Origin of the sequence: Pseudomonas sp. 43mfcvi1.1, assembly GCF_900115935.1 — a bacterium.
In the GTDB taxonomy this organism is placed as follows: Bacteria; Pseudomonadota; Gammaproteobacteria; order Pseudomonadales; family Pseudomonadaceae; genus Aquipseudomonas; species Aquipseudomonas bijieensis.
On sequence record NZ_UETT01000030.1, the window covers coordinates 1 to 15,624 of the forward strand.

Consider the following 15,624-nt stretch of genomic DNA (forward strand, 5'->3'; position numbering starts at 1 on the left):
ATCTTGTCGAAGTCAACCTTGGCCGAACCGAAAACTTCGGAGCAGACACGGGTCAGAGCAGCGGTCAGCGTGGTTTTACCGTGGTCAACGTGACCGATGGTGCCAACGTTGACGTGCGGTTTGTTCCGTTCAAATTTTTCTTTAGCCACGACAATTAACTCCTAGCTTAAAGGGGCTGAATCAGCCTTGCTTTTTGGTAACAGTCTCGACGATATGCGACGGAGCTGTATTGTATTTTTTGAATTCCATAGAGTAGCTTGCGCGACCCTGAGACATGGAACGAACGTCGGTTGCGTAACCGAACATTTCACCCAACGGAACCTCGGCACGAATCACCTTGCCGGAAACCGTATCTTCCATACCCAGAATCATGCCACGACGACGGTTAAGGTCGCCCATGACATCACCCATGTAGTCTTCAGGCGTAACGACCTCTACCGCCATGATCGGCTCAAGCAACTCACCACCACCCTTCTGGGCCAGCTGCTTGGTTGCCATGGAGGCAGCCACCTTAAACGCCATCTCGTTGGAGTCGACGTCATGGTAAGAACCATCGAACACGGTCGCCTTCAGGCCGATCAGCGGATAGCCGGCGACAACGCCGTTCTTCATCTGCTCTTCGATACCCTTCTGGATCGCCGGGATGTATTCCTTAGGAACCACACCACCTACGACTTCGTTCAAGAATTGCAGACCTTCCTGACCTTCGTCAGCTGGTGCAAAACGAATCCAGCAATGACCGAACTGGCCACGACCACCGGACTGGCGAACGAACTTGCCTTCGATTTCGCAGCTCTTCGTGATGCGCTCACGATAGGAAACCTGAGGCTTACCAATGTTGGCTTCGACGTTGAACTCACGGCGCATCCGGTCAACCAGGATGTCCAGGTGCAACTCGCCCATGCCGGAGATGATCGTTTGACCGGTCTCTTCATCAGTCTTGACGCGGAAAGACGGGTCTTCCTGAGCGAGCTTGCCCAGAGCGATACCCATTTTTTCCTGGTCATCCTTGGTCTTAGGCTCAACGGCAACCGAAATAACCGGCTCCGGGAAGTCCATGCGAACCAGGATGATTGGCTTGTCAGCGTTGCACAAGGTTTCACCAGTGGTGACATCCTTCATGCCAATCAAGGCCGCGATGTCGCCAGCGCGCACTTCCTTGATTTCTTCGCGGGCGTTTGCGTGCATTTGCACCATACGACCCACACGCTCTTTCTTGCCTTTTACCGAGTTGATCACGCCGTCGCCGGAAGCCAACACGCCCGAGTAAACTCGAACAAAGGTCAAGGTACCCACGAATGGGTCGGTAGCGATCTTGAACGCCAAGGCCGCGAACGGCTCGTCGTCGCTTGCGTGACGCTCCATTTCCTCTTCCTCGTTATCAGGGTTGGAACCCTTGATAGCAGGAATGTCGGTAGGAGCAGGCAGGAAGTCGATAACGGCGTCGAGAACCAGGGGAACGCCCTTGTTCTTGAAGGAAGAACCGCAAACAGCCAGGACGATCTCACCAGCGATGGTACGCTGACGCAGAGCAGCCTTGATTTCCTCGTTGGTGAGTTCTTCACCCTCGAGGTACTTGTTCATCAGCTCTTCGTTGGCTTCGGCCGCAGCCTCAACCATGTTGCCACGCCACTTCTCGGCTTCTTCCAGCAACTCAGCAGGAATGTCCTTGCGAACAGGGACCATACCTTTGTCAGAGTCGTTCCAGTAGACCGCTTGCATGTTGATCAGATCGATCTGACCCTGGAAGTTGTCTTCGGAACCGATAGCCAGCTGGATCGGCACCGGAGTGTGACCCAGACGCTGCTTGATCTGACCGATCACGCGCAGGAAGTTGGCACCAGCACGGTCCATCTTGTTTACGTAAACAAGACGTGGGACACCGTATTTGTTGGCCTGACGCCATACGGTTTCCGACTGAGGCTCAACACCCGAAGTACCGCAGAACACAACGACAGCGCCGTCGAGTACACGCAGGGAACGTTCAACTTCAATGGTGAAGTCTACGTGGCCCGGGGTATCGATAACGTTGAAGCGATGCTCGTGCGGGTACTGCTTCTCGGAACCCTTCCAGAAGGCGGTGATGGCAGCAGAAGTAATGGTAATACCACGCTCCTGCTCCTGGACCATCCAGTCGGTGGTCGCGGCGCCATCATGCACCTCGCCCATCTTGTGACTTTTGCCAGTGTAAAAAAGGACGCGCTCGGTGGTGGTGGTTTTACCAGCATCCACGTGAGCAACGATACCGATGTTACGGTAGCGGTTAATCGGTGTAGTACGAGCCATAAAGCCCTCGCAAATTGAGTGACGCTAAAATTAGAAGCGGTAGTGCGAGAAAGCCTTGTTGGCTTCAGCCATACGGTGCACGTCTTCACGCTTCTTAACTGCAGCACCTTTACCTTCAGCAGCGTCCAACAGTTCGCCAGCCAAACGCAGAGCCATGGACTTCTCGCCGCGCTTGCGGGCGAAGTCTACCAACCAGCGCATTGCCAGGGCGTTACGACGGGACGGACGAACTTCGACCGGAACCTGGTAAGTAGCACCGCCTACACGGCGCGACTTCACTTCGACCAGCGGAGCGATGGCGTCGAGAGCTTTCTCGAAGATTTCCAGGGGATCGCTGTTCTTGCGTTCCTTAACTTTGTCCAGTGCGCCATAAACAATACGCTCGGCAACGGCTTTCTTGCCGCTTTCCATTACGTGGTTCATGAACTTGGCGAGAATCTGGCTTCCGTATTTCGGATCGTCCAGAATCTCACGTTTGGCTGCTACGCGACGTCTTGGCATTGATAAGCCCTCAAACGGTCTTCAGGTTAGCCCGGGACAGCAGATGCGTGCCCGACCTTACTCTTATCGACTCAATAAAATTAAAAACTGCAGAACGGCCGATTATTTCGGACGCTTGGTACCGTACTTCGAACGACCTTGGTTACGACCTTTAACGCCGGAGGTATCCAAAGAGCCGCGAACGGTGTGGTAACGAACACCTGGCAAGTCTTTTACACGACCGCCGCGGATCAGTACCACGCTGTGTTCTTGCAGGTTGTGGCCTTCACCGCCGATGTACGAGGAAACCTCGAAACCGTTGGTCAGACGCACACGGCATACTTTACGCAGTGCCGAGTTAGGTTTTTTCGGCGTAGTGGTATACACACGGGTGCATACGCCACGACGTTGCGGGCAGTTCTGCAGCGCAGGTACGTCGGATTTCTCGACGATACGCTTACGCGGCTGACGTACCAGCTGGTTGATAGTTGCCATCTACTAGCTCCACTGTTGTCTTGCGACGCTATTGTCTTACAAGAAAAGCAAAATGGCAGGAACGAATTCCCGCCAAATTTAGGGGATCAAGAGTCTAAAGAGGATCTTGTCCCCAGTCAAGGCAAGGCCCCGACCTCCCCGCCCGCCGGATCTCGACAATTTGTCTCGATCCGCCGAACGGGGTGACCAGGGCCAGGCACTCAATTACCGCAGAACTCAGTTACCACTCGAGTTCAGTGCTTCGGTCAGTGCAGCTTCCACTTCACTGGCGCTTACGCGCAACGGCTTGTCAGCATCACGGCGACGCTTGCGCTCGCTGTGATAGGCCAAACCGGTACCGGCCGGGATCAGACGACCCACAACCACGTTTTCTTTCAGGCCGCGCAGGTAATCGCGCTTGCCGGTTACCGCCGCTTCGGTCAGTACGCGGGTGGTTTCCTGGAAGGAAGCCGCCGAGATGAACGATTCGGTGGACAACGACGCCTTGGTGATACCCAGCAGCACGCGAGTGAACTTGGAGACGAACTTGTCTTCGGTCGCCAGGCGCTCGTTTTCCACCAGCACGTGAGTCAGTTCCATCTGGTCGCCCTTGATGAAACTCGAGTCGCCGGATTCAGCGATCTCGACCTTACGCAGCATCTGACGCAGGATGGTCTCGATGTGCTTGTCGTTGATCTTCACGCCTTGCAGACGGTAAACGTCCTGGATCTCGTTCACGATGTACTTGGCCAGCGCACTCACACCCAGCAGACGCAGGATGTCGTGTGGATCGCTCGGGCCGTCGGAGATAACTTCGCCGCGGTTTACCTGTTCGCCCTCGAAGACGTTCAGGTGACGCCACTTCGGAATCAGCTCTTCGTACGGATCGCTACCGTCGTTCGGGGTAATGACCAGGCGGCGCTTGCCCTTGGTCTCTTTACCGAACGCGATGGTGCCGCTGACTTCAGCCAGAATCGAGGCTTCTTTCGGACGACGGGCTTCGAACAAGTCGGCAACACGCGGCAGACCACCGGTGATGTCGCGGGTTTTCGAAGTTTCCTGCGGGATACGGGCGATAACATCACCGATCGCGATCCGCGCACCGTCCGCAACACCGACCAGGGCGTTGGCTGGCAGGAAGTACTGAGCGATTACGTCAGTGCCTGGCAGCAACAGATCCTTGCCGTTGTCGTCGACCATCTTCACGGCAGGACGGATGTCCTTGCCGGCAGCTGGACGATCTTTTGCATCGAGTACTTCAATGTTGGTCATACCGGTCAATTCGTCAGTCTGACGCTTGATCGTGATGCCTTCTTCCATGCCCACATAGGTCACGGTACCTTTCATCTCGGTCACGATCGGGTGGGTGTGCGGGTCCCACTTGGCCACGATGGCACCAGCGTCGACCTTGTCACCTTCCTTGACCGAAATCACAGCACCGTAAGGCAGCTTGTAACGCTCGCGCTCACGACCGAAGTCGTCAGCGATCGCCAGCTCACCGGAACGCGATACTGCCACCAGGTGACCGTCCACGCGCTCTACGTGCTTGAGGTTGTGCAGACGGACAGTACCGCCATTCTTCACCTGGACGCTGTCGGCCGCGGAGGTCCGGCTTGCAGCACCACCGATGTGGAACGTACGCATCGTCAGCTGGGTACCCGGCTCACCGATGGACTGGGCAGCGATAACGCCGACCGCTTCACCGATGTTCACCTGGTGACCACGAGCCAGGTCGCGACCGTAGCACTTGGCGCAGATGCCGTAGCGGGTTTCGCAGCTGATCGGCGAACGTACGATCACTTCGTCGATGCTGTTGAGCTCGATGAACTCGACCCACTTCTCGTCAACCAGGGTACCGGCAGGAACAATCACGTCCTCGGTGCCAGGCTTGAATACGTCACGGGCGATGACACGACCCAATACGCGCTCACCCAACGGCTCTACAACGTCACCGCCTTCAATGTGCGGAGTCATTACCAGGCCATGTTCGGTGCCGCAATCGATCTCGGTCACGACCAGATCCTGGGCAACGTCTACCAGACGACGAGTCAGGTAACCGGAGTTCGCCGTTTTCAACGCGGTATCCGCAAGACCCTTACGAGCACCGTGAGTGGAGATGAAGTACTGGAGTACGCTCAAACCTTCACGGAAGTTCGCGGTAATCGGGGTCTCGATGATGGAGCCGTCCGGCTTGGCCATCAGGCCACGCATACCGGCGAGCTGACGGATCTGCGCAGCAGAACCCCGTGCGCCCGAGTCGGCCATCATGTACATCGAGTTGAAGGATTCCTGGTCGACTTCGTTGCCATGACGGTCGATGACTTTCTCTTTCGAGAGGTTGGCCATCATCGCCTTGGATACTTCGTCGTTCGCCTTGGACCAGAGGTCGATCACCTTGTTGTACTTCTCGCCCTGGGTTACCAGGCCGGAGGCGTACTGACTTTCGATCTCTTTCACTTCTTCGGTGGCAGCACCGATGATGCGGGCTTTTTCATCCGGGATAACGAAGTCGTTAACACCGATGGAAACGCCGGAAATGGTCGAATAGGCAAAACCGGTGTACATCAACTGGTCAGCGAAGATCACGGTCTCTTTCAGACCAACCACGCGGTAGCACTGGTTGATCAGCTTGGAGATCGCCTTCTTCTTCATCGGCAGGTTGACGACGTCGTACGACAGACCTTTTGGCACAACCTGGAACAACAGCGCACGGCCGACAGTGGTGTCGACGATACGAGTGTTGGTCACACTGCCGCCATCACGATCGTTGACGGTTTCGGTGATCCGCACCTTGACCTTGGCATGTAGTGCGGCTTCGCCAGCACGGAACACACGGTCAACTTCCTGCAGATCCGCGAACACGCGACCTTCGCCCTTGGCGTTGATCGCTTCACGAGTCATGTAGTACAGACCCAATACAACGTCCTGCGACGGAACGATGATTGGCTCACCGTTGGCTGGCGACAGGATGTTGTTGGTCGACATCATCAACGCACGAGCTTCCAGCTGGGCTTCCAGTGTCAGCGGTACGTGCACGGCCATTTGGTCGCCGTCGAAGTCGGCGTTGTACGCAGCACAGACCAGCGGGTGCAGCTGGATAGCCTTACCTTCGATCAGTACCGGTTCAAACGCCTGGATACCCAGACGGTGAAGGGTCGGTGCACGGTTGAGCAGCACTGGGTGTTCGCGAATCACTTCAGCGAGAACGTCCCAGACCTCTGGCAGCTCGCGCTCGACCATTTTCTTGGCCGCTTTGATGGTGGTCGCCAGACCACGCATTTCCAGCTTGCCGAAAATGAACGGCTTGAACAGTTCCAGAGCCATTTTCTTAGGCAGACCGCACTGGTGCAGACGCAGGGTCGGGCCTACGGTAATTACCGAACGACCGGAGTAGTCAACACGCTTACCGAGCAAGTTCTGACGGAAACGACCCTGCTTACCCTTGATCATGTCAGCCAGGGATTTCAGAGGACGCTTGTTGGAACCGGTGATAGCGCGGCCACGACGACCGTTGTCGAGCAGTGCGTCGACCGCTTCCTGCAACATACGCTTTTCGTTGCGCACGATGATGTCCGGAGCGGACAGATCGAGCAGGCGCTTCAAGCGGTTGTTACGGTTGATCACTCGACGATACAGATCGTTGAGGTCGGAAGTCGCGAAACGACCGCCATCGAGCGGAACCAGTGGACGCAGGTCTGGCGGCAGAACCGGCAGAACGGTCAGCACCATCCACTCTGGCAGGTTGCCGGAGCCCTGGAAGGCTTCCATCAACTTCAGACGCTTGGACAGCTTCTTGATCTTGGTTTCGGAGTTGGTTTGCGGAATTTCTTCGCGCAGGCGGCCAATCTCGTGTTCCAGGTCGATAGCGTGCAGCAGTTCGCGGACAGCTTCGGCACCCATGCGGGCATCGAAATCGTCGCCGAACTCTTCCAGCGCTTCGAAGTACTGCTCGTCGTTGAGCAGCTGACCTTTTTCAAGGGTGGTCATGCCTGGATCGATAACGACATAGCTCTCGAAGTAGAGAACACGTTCGATATCGCGCAGGGTCATGTCCATCAGCAGGCCGATACGGGACGGCAGCGATTTCAGGAACCATATGTGGGCAACTGGCGAGGCCAGTTCGATGTGCGCCATGCGCTCACGACGAACTTTTGCCAGCGCAACTTCAACGCCGCACTTCTCGCAGATCACACCACGATGCTTCAAGCGCTTGTACTTACCGCACAGGCACTCGTAATCCTTTACCGGGCCAAAGATCTTGGCGCAGAACAGGCCGTCACGCTCAGGTTTGAACGTACGGTAGTTGATGGTTTCCGGCTTTTTAACTTCACCGAACGACCACGAACGGATCATCTCAGGCGAGGCCAATCCAATACGGATAGCGTCGAACTCTTCGACTTGACCCTGGTTTTTCAGCAAATTCAGTAGGTCTTTCAAGGCCTTTCCTCCTGGCGGAGCAGAGAGCGGGCAAACAGCCCCGCTCTCGATTCGCGTCACGTGTTATTCGGTTTCCAGATCGATATCGATGCCGAGGGAACGAATTTCCTTGATCAACACGTTGAAAGACTCGGGCATGCCCGGCTCCATACGGTGATCGCCGTCCACGATGTTTTTGTACATCTTGGTCCGGCCGTTCACATCGTCCGACTTCACTGTGAGCATTTCTTGCAGAGTGTATGCAGCACCGTACGCTTCCAGTGCCCAGACCTCCATCTCCCCGAAACGCTGACCACCGAACTGCGCCTTACCACCCAGCGGTTGCTGGGTAACCAGGCTGTAAGAACCGGTAGAACGAGCGTGCATCTTGTCGTCCACCAAGTGGTTCAGCTTCAGCATGTACATGTAGCCAACGGTAACCGGGCGCTCGAACTTGTTGCCGGTACGGCCGTCGAACAGCTGCATCTGGCCGCTTTCCGGCAGGTCTGCCAGTTTCAGCATGGCCTTGATTTCGCTTTCCTTGGCACCGTCGAACACCGGAGTAGCCATTGGAACGCCACCGCGCAGGTTCTTCGCCAGATCCAGGATTTCCTGGTCGGAGAAGGTGTCCAGCTCTTCGTTGCGGCCGCCGATCTCGTTGTAGATCTCGTGCAGGAACTTACGCAGGTCAGCAACCTTGCGCTGCTCTTCGATCATACGGTTGATCTTCTCGCCCAAGCCCTTGGCCGCAAGGCCCAGGTGGGTTTCAAGGATCTGACCGACGTTCATACGCGAAGGTACGCCCAATGGGTTGAGGACCACGTCGACCGGGGTGCCATTGGCATCGTGCGGCATGTCTTCAACCGGCATGATCACAGAGACCACACCCTTGTTACCGTGACGACCGGCCATCTTGTCGCCCGGCTGGATGCGACGACGGATTGCCAGGTAAACCTTGACGATTTTCAGCACGCCTGGAGCCAGGTCATCGCCCTGCTGCAGTTTGCGCTTCTTGTCTTCGAACTTGTCGTCCAGCAGGCGGCGGCGATCAACGATATAGGCCTGGGCCTTCTCGAGCTGCTCGTTCAGAGCATCTTCAGCCATGCGCAGTTTGAACCACTGGCCATGCTCAAGACCGTCGAGGACTTCGTCGGTGATTTCCTGACCTTTCTTCAGGCCGGCGCCGCCTTCGGCTTTGTGGCCGACCAGGGCGGAACGCAGACGCTCGAAAGTTGCGCCTTCGACGATACGGAACTCTTCGTTCAGGTCCTTGCGGATCTCGTCGAGTTGAGTCTTCTCGATCGACAGTGCACGAGCATCACGCTCGACGCCGTCACGGGTGAAGACCTGTACGTCGATGACGGTACCCTTGGTGCCAGTAGGCACGCGCAGGGAGGTGTCTTTAACGTCGCTGGCTTTTTCACCGAAGATGGCACGCAGCAGTTTTTCTTCCGGAGTCAGCTGGGTCTCGCCTTTCGGAGTGACCTTGCCCACCAGGATGTCGCCTGCGCCTACTTCAGCACCTACGTAAACGATACCGGCTTCGTCCAGTTTGTTCAGTGCAGCTTCACCCACGTTCGGGATGTCCGCAGTGATTTCCTCTGGGCCAAGCTTGGTGTCACGGGCCACACAGGTCAGTTCCTGGATGTGGATCGTGGTGAAACGGTCTTCCTGGACCACACGCTCGGACAGGCAGATGGAGTCTTCGAAGTTGAAGCCGTTCCATGCCATGAACGCGATGCGCATGTTCTGACCCAACGCCAGTTCACCCATATCGGTGGACGGACCGTCGGCCATGATGTCGCTACGCTGAACCCGATCACCCTTGCTTACCAGCGGACGCTGGTTGATGCAGGTGTTCTGGTTGGAGCGGGTGTATTTGGTCAGGTTGTAGATGTCGACACCGGCTTCGCCAGTTTCAACTTCGTCATCGGCAACACGAACCACGATACGGCTGGCGTCGACGGAGTCGATCACGCCACCACGACGAGCCACGACGCAAACGCCGGAGTCACGGGCAACGTTACGCTCCATGCCGGTACCTACCAGCGGCTTGTCGGCACGCAGGGTCGGTACAGCTTGACGCTGCATGTTCGAACCCATCAACGCACGGTTGGCGTCGTCGTGCTCGAGGAACGGGATCAGCGACGCTGCAACCGAAACTACCTGCTTCGGCGATACGTCCATCAAGGTGACGTCTTCCGGCGCCTTGACGGTGAACTCGTTCAGGTGACGAACAGCTACCAATTCATCGGTCAGGACTTTCTTGTCGTTCATCGTGGCCGAAGCCTGGGCGATCACGTGATCGGCTTCTTCGATGGCGGACAGGAACACGATCTCGTCGGTGACCAGGGCGTCTTTCACCACACGATACGGGCTCTCGAGGAAACCGTACTGGTTGGTGCGCGCATAGGCAGCCAGGGAGTTGATCAGACCGATGTTCGGACCTTCCGGCGTTTCGATCGGGCATACACGACCGTAGTGCGTCGGGTGCACGTCACGAACTTCGAAGCCTGCACGCTCACGGGTCAGACCGCCTGGGCCCAGTGCGGAAACACGACGCTTGTGGGTGATCTCGGACAGCGGGTTGTTCTGGTCCATGAACTGGGACAGCTGGCTCGAACCGAAGAACTCTTTCACCGCCGCAGCCACAGGCTTGGCGTTGATCAGGTCTTGCGGCATCAGGCCTTCGCTTTCAGCCATCGACAGGCGTTCCTTGACCGCACGCTCTACGCGCACCAGGCCAACACGGAACTGGTTCTCGGCCATTTCGCCTACACAGCGAACACGACGGTTACCCAGGTGGTCGATGTCATCGACGATGCCTTTGCCGTTACGGATGTCGACCAGGGTCTTGAGGACCGCAACGATGTCGTCCTTGTTCAGAACACCCGAACCTTCGATCTCGGTACGACCGATACGACGGTTGAACTTCATCCGGCCGACCGCAGACAGGTCATAGCGCTCAGGGCTGAAGAACAGGTTGTTGAAAAGGGTCTCGGCTGCATCCTTGGTTGGCGGCTCGCCAGGACGCATCATGCGATAGATTTCGACCAAGGCTTCCAGCTGGTTGCCGGTGGAGTCGATCTTCAGCGTGTCGGAGATGAACGGACCGCAGTCGATGTCGTTGGTGTACAACGTTTCGATACGAACGACCTGGGCCTTGGCGATTTTCGCCAGGATCTCGGTGGTCAGCTCGGTATTGCACTCTGCCAGGATTTCGCCAGTGGCCGGATGCACGATGACCTTGGCCGTGGTGCGACCCAGGACGTAGTCGATCGGCACCTGCAGCTCTTTGATCCCGGCTTTTTCCAGCTGGTTGATGTGGCGAGCGGTGATACGGCGACCCTGCTCGACAATAACCTTGCCTTTGTCATCCTGGATATCGAGGACAGCGATTTCACCGCGCAGGCGCTGAGGCACCAGTTCCAGGCTGAGGTTTTCACCTTGCACGTGGAAGACGTTGGTGGTGTAGAACGCGTCCAGCACTTCTTCGGTGGTATAGCCGAGCGCGCGCAGCAGTACCGATGCAGGCAGCTTGCGACGACGGTCGATACGCACGAATACGCAGTCTTTCGGGTCGAACTCGAAGTCCAGCCACGAACCGCGGTAAGGAATGATGCGCGCGGAGTACAGCAGTTTGCCGGAGCTGTGCGTCTTGCCACGGTCGTGGTCGAAGAACACGCCCGGAGAACGGTGCAGCTGGGAAACGATTACACGCTCGGTACCGTTGATTACGAAGGTACCGTTCTCAGTCATCAGGGGGATTTCACCCATGTAGACTTCTTGCTCTTTGATGTCCTTGATCGCTTTGTTCGACGATTCTTTGTCGAAAATGATCAGGCGCACTTTTACCCGCAAAGGTACGGCGTAAGTAACACCGCGCAATACGCATTCTTTGACATCAAATGCCGGTTCGCCCAGGCGATAACCGACGTACTCCAGCGCAGCATTGCCGGAGTAGCTGATGATCGGGAAAACGGATTTGAAGGCCGCATGCAGGCCCACGTCGCGGAACTGATCTTTAGTCGCTCCCGCTTGCAAGAATTCACGATACGAATCCAGCTGGATGGCCAGGAGGTACGGCACATCCATGACGTCCGGCAACTTGCTAAAGTCCTTGCGGATACGTTTTTTCTCAGTATATGAGTAAGCCATCAGCGTTCCCCAGCTTGGTCACCTGCTTGTTTGGCCCCTCCCGACGGGAGCAGCCAGAAAATCGTGCAAACCCCATGGTTTGCGCCACCACATCGGGTGGTTACAGCTCGCTATCGGCACCGACCCAGTCGGCTGCCAATAACGGAAAAAGGCCGGTGGCAAGAGCCACCAGCCATCAGCCTGTCGCTTAACGCTCGGGCTGGAGACGCAAAGTCGATGCTTACTTCAGCTCGACTTTAGCGCCTGCTTCTTCCAGAGCGGCCTTGGCTTTGTCAGCTGCGTCTTTGGCAACAGCTTCCAGAACCATGGCAGGAGCGCCGTCAACTACAGCCTTGGCTTCTTTCAGGCCCAGACCGGTCAGTTCACGTACTGCCTTGATCACGTTTACTTTCTTCTCGCCAGCTTCGGTCAGCATGACGTTGAATTCGGTTTGCTCTTCAGCAACGGCAGCAGCAACAGCTGGACCAGCGGAAGCAGCGGCAGCGGTAACGCCGAATTTTTCTTCGAAAGCTTTGATCAGCTCAACAACTTCCATTACGGACATGTTGCCAACGGCTTCGAGGATATCGTTTTGAGAGATAGACATGACTCTAAATTCCTGGATTGGGGGACGGCCTACGCGACCATCGAAATAAACAAAAAACGCGAAAAGGAGTGTCGAGCCTTAGGCTGCGGCAGCTTCTTTCTGGTCGCGCAGTGCCGCCAGAGTACGAGCCAATTTGCTGGTTGCGCCTTGAATCACGCTCATCAGCTGGGAAATTGCTTCGTCACGGGTCGGCAGAGTTGCCAGTACGTCGATCTGGTTAGCTGCGAGGAACTTGCCCTCGAACGCAGCTGCCTTAATCTCGAACTTGTCCTGACCTTTGGCGAATTCCTTGAACAAACGGGCAGCAGCGCCAGGATGTTGGGTGGAGAACGCGATCAAGGTCGGGCCGGTGAACACGTCGTTGAGGACACTGTATTCAGTGTCAGCAACAGCGCGCTTGAGCAGGGTGTTACGTACAACACGTACGTAAACGCCAGCTTCACGGGCCTCTTTACGGAGTCCGGTCATAGCGCCTACTGTTACGCCACGGGCATCAGCCACGACAGCGGACAGAGCAGCTTTGGCAGCCTCGTTGACTTCAGCGACGATGGCCTTCTTGTCTTCGAGTTTAATTGCCACGGGTTTAACTCCTGCTTGTTACCGTTTCATTCGGTCGAAACCGAATGTCGTTTTGGTGTCTGATTCGGTAAGGAACCGGGAGCACCATCTGCGTAGGCTTGTGGTTTAAGACTTGCGTCGCCTACGGTCTTGGACAGCCCCCGCCAGGCAGGGACCCCAATTTTTTGATTGGCGCAATTACTTGCGCCAACCTGAGTCTTACGCGTCGAGCGAGCTCTGATCGATGACCAGACCTGGGCCCATAGTGGTGCTCAGGGTAACGCGCTTGACGTAGATACCTTTCGAAGAAGCTGGCTTGATACGCTTCAGATCAGCGATCAGGGCTTCAACGTTTTCCTTCAACTTGACGGCGTCGAAGCCAATCTTGCCAACGGAAGTGTGGATGATGCCGTTTTTGTCGGTGCGATAACGAACCTGACCAGCCTTGGCGTTTTTAACCGCGGTGGCTACGTCTGGCGTTACGGTGCCGACTTTAGGGTTAGGCATCAGACCACGTGGACCGAGGATCTGACCCAACTGGCCTACAACGCGCATGGCATCCGGGGATGCGATCACTACGTCATAGTTCAGGTCGCCGCCCTTCATTTCAGCAGCCAGATCGTCCATGCCAACGCGATCAGCACCAGCAGCCAGAGCAGCTTCAGCTGCTGGGCCCTGGGTGAAGACAGCTACACGAACGGTCTTGCCAGTGCCGTGTGGCAGCACGGTAGCGCTACGAACGACCTGGTCGGATTTACGTGGGTCAACGCCCAGGTTTACAGCAACGTCGAACGACTCGCTGAACTTGACAGTCGACAGCTCAGCCAGCAGAGCGGCGGCGTCTACAAAGTTGTAGGCCTTGCCTGCTTCGATTTTGCCGGCGATAGCCTTTTGACGCTTGGTCAGCTTAGCCATTACACACCCTCCACGTTAAGGCCCATGCTACGAGCAGAACCGGCGATAGTACGCACGGCTGCATCCATATCAGCTGCAGTCAGATCCGCGTTTTTGGTTTTCGCGATTTCTTCCAGCTGAGCACGGGTAACGGTGCCAACCTTAACGGTGTTTGGACGAGCGGAACCGCTGGTCAAACCTGCAGCCTTCTTCAGCAGAACCGAAGCTGGGGTGCTTTTTGTTTCGAAGGTGAAGCTACGGTCGCTGTAGACAGTGATGATCACTGGAGTCGGCAGACCTGGCTCAAGACCCTGAGTACGGGCGTTGAAGGCCTTGCAGAATTCCATGATGTTCACGCCGTGCTGACCCAGAGCAGGACCAACGGGTGGGCTTGGGTTAGCCTGAGCGGCCTTCACTTGCAGCTTGATGTAAGCGGTAATTTTCTTGGCCATGAGGCACTCCAATTACGGGTTCGAACGCCTCGAAAGGCTCCCCGGTTACTTGCGCGTTTATCCCAGTGACGACAAAACCCCACAGCCTTGGGCTGCGGGGTTGGGATGCCTGCTCAATCAGACCTTTTCGACCTGACTGAACTCTAGCTCTACCGGAGTAGAGCGACCGAAAATGAGCACTGCCACTTGGATCCGGCTCTTTTCGTAGTTAACTTCTTCAACCGTGCCATTGAAATCAGCGAATGGACCGTCGGTGACGCGTACAACCTCACCTGGCTCAAACAATGTCTTCGGCTTCGGCTTGTCGCTACCATCAGCGACGCGACGCAGAATCGCTTCCGCCTCTTTATCCGTGATCGGCGCAGGCTTGTCAGCGGTACCGCCAATGAAGCCCATCACCCGAGGGGTATCCTTGACCAAGTGCCAAGTCCCTTCGTTCATATCCATCTGCACCAGCACGTAGCCTGGAAAGAACTTTCGTTCACTTTTGCGCTTCTGGCCATTACGCATTTCAACCACTTCTTCAGTGGGGACCAGAATCTCGCCAAAGCCATCTTCCATGCCAGCCAGCTTTACGCGCTCTATCAGCGAGCGCATGACATGCTTCTCGTAACCCGAGTAAGCATGCACAACGTACCAACGCTTAGCCACGGGACACCCTTAGCCAACAATCAAGGAAACAAGCCAGCCGAGCAGGGAATCAAGCCCCCACAACAGCAACGCCATTACCAGAACAACAGCCACAACGATCAACGTGGTCTGCGTGGTTTCTTGGCGAGTCGGCCATACGACTTTACGAATCTCGGTGCGAGCTTCCTTAGCGAGTACAAAGAAAGACTTGCCCTTGGCTGTCTGCAGGCCTACAAAGGCAGCAACAGCAGCAATGGCGAGCAATGCAAGTACGCGGTACAGGATCGGCGAAGCAGAATAATACTGATTGCCAACAACGCCAATAACCACCAAAGCGACTACCACTAGCCACTTGAGCAGATCGAAGCGAGAGCCTTGAGCTTCAGCTTTAGGAGTCATCTATGAAGATCCTGTGAAAAGAAAGCCAGACACACTGAGTGAATCTGGCAGGTCAGGAGGGAATCGAACCCCCAACCTACGGTTTTGGAGACCGTCGCTCTGCCAATTGAGCTACTGACCTAAAACAAAATCAGGCCGACCATTATGCCGGCCCGAAAAAGACATTACAACTGTTTACTCGATGACTTTGGCTACAACGCCGGCGCCGACGGTACGACCGCCTTCACGGATAGCGAAACGCAGACCGTCTTCCATCGCGATGGTCTTGATCAGGGTAACAGTCATCTGAAT

General features: G+C 56.1%; 12 protein-coding genes, 1 tRNA gene and 1 pseudogene. All 14 read right to left on the reverse strand.

The genetic code is table 11. From position 1 onward, the window contains the following. The coding region (locus tag DTP52_RS30860; RefSeq protein WP_256573532.1) for a GTP-binding protein at positions 1–149 on the reverse strand (149 nt) is incomplete at its 3' end. A 31-nt stretch (positions 150–180) separates the two neighbouring features. Continuing rightward, positions 181–2,286 (reverse strand): elongation factor G, encoded by a 2,106-nt coding sequence (fusA, locus tag DTP52_RS30865; RefSeq protein WP_109756658.1) that lies wholly within the window; start codon positions 2,284–2,286, stop codon positions 181–183. A 30-nt stretch (positions 2,287–2,316) separates the two neighbouring features. After that, entirely contained in the window at positions 2,317–2,787 is a 471-nt protein-coding gene (rpsG, locus tag DTP52_RS30870) for a 30S ribosomal protein S7 (protein ID WP_003186074.1), read from the reverse strand. 102 nt (positions 2,788–2,889) lie between these two features. Further along, positions 2,890–3,261 (reverse strand): 30S ribosomal protein S12, encoded by a 372-nt coding sequence (rpsL, locus tag DTP52_RS30875; protein WP_003186084.1) that lies wholly within the window; start codon positions 3,259–3,261, stop codon positions 2,890–2,892. Between the two features lie 216 nt (positions 3,262–3,477). Beyond that, positions 3,478–7,677 (reverse strand): DNA-directed RNA polymerase subunit beta', encoded by a 4,200-nt coding sequence (gene rpoC / locus DTP52_RS30880; protein ID WP_109756659.1) that lies wholly within the window; start codon positions 7,675–7,677, stop codon positions 3,478–3,480. Between the two features lie 63 nt (positions 7,678–7,740). After that, positions 7,741–11,814, reverse strand: a complete 4,074-nt coding sequence (gene rpoB, locus DTP52_RS30885) for a DNA-directed RNA polymerase subunit beta (RefSeq protein WP_109756660.1) — start codon at positions 11,812–11,814, stop codon at positions 7,741–7,743. Positions 11,815–12,034: 220 nt separating this feature from the next. Beyond that, positions 12,035–12,400, reverse strand: a complete 366-nt coding sequence (gene rplL, locus DTP52_RS30890; RefSeq protein WP_007970414.1) for a 50S ribosomal protein L7/L12 — start codon at positions 12,398–12,400, stop codon at positions 12,035–12,037. A gap of 78 nt (positions 12,401–12,478) precedes the next feature. Beyond that, positions 12,479–12,979 (reverse strand): 50S ribosomal protein L10, encoded by a 501-nt coding sequence (rplJ, locus tag DTP52_RS30895; RefSeq protein ID WP_003206099.1) that lies wholly within the window; start codon positions 12,977–12,979, stop codon positions 12,479–12,481. Positions 12,980–13,177: 198 nt separating this feature from the next. Beyond that, on the reverse strand, positions 13,178–13,873 hold the full coding sequence (gene rplA, locus DTP52_RS30900) for a 50S ribosomal protein L1 (RefSeq protein ID WP_003186095.1): 696 nt from the start codon (positions 13,871–13,873) through the stop codon (positions 13,178–13,180). Then, complete coding sequence (gene rplK, locus DTP52_RS30905; protein ID WP_003176435.1) at positions 13,873–14,304, reverse strand: 50S ribosomal protein L11; 432 nt, start codon at positions 14,302–14,304, stop codon at positions 13,873–13,875. Before rplK ends, rplA begins: the two co-directional genes overlap by 1 nt. Positions 14,305–14,421: 117 nt before the next feature. Further along, on the reverse strand, positions 14,422–14,955 hold the full coding sequence (gene nusG, locus DTP52_RS30910; RefSeq protein ID WP_010443972.1) for a transcription termination/antitermination protein NusG: 534 nt from the start codon (positions 14,953–14,955) through the stop codon (positions 14,422–14,424). A 9-nt stretch (positions 14,956–14,964) separates the two neighbouring features. Next, entirely contained in the window at positions 14,965–15,333 is a 369-nt protein-coding gene (gene secE / locus DTP52_RS30915; protein WP_003206102.1) for a preprotein translocase subunit SecE, read from the reverse strand. Between the two features lie 45 nt (positions 15,334–15,378). Beyond that, positions 15,379–15,454: transfer RNA gene (locus tag DTP52_RS30920), tRNA-Trp, on the reverse strand. 53 nt (positions 15,455–15,507) lie between these two features. After that, positions 15,508–15,624: pseudogene (locus DTP52_RS30925) on the reverse strand (elongation factor Tu); the annotation flags it as partial.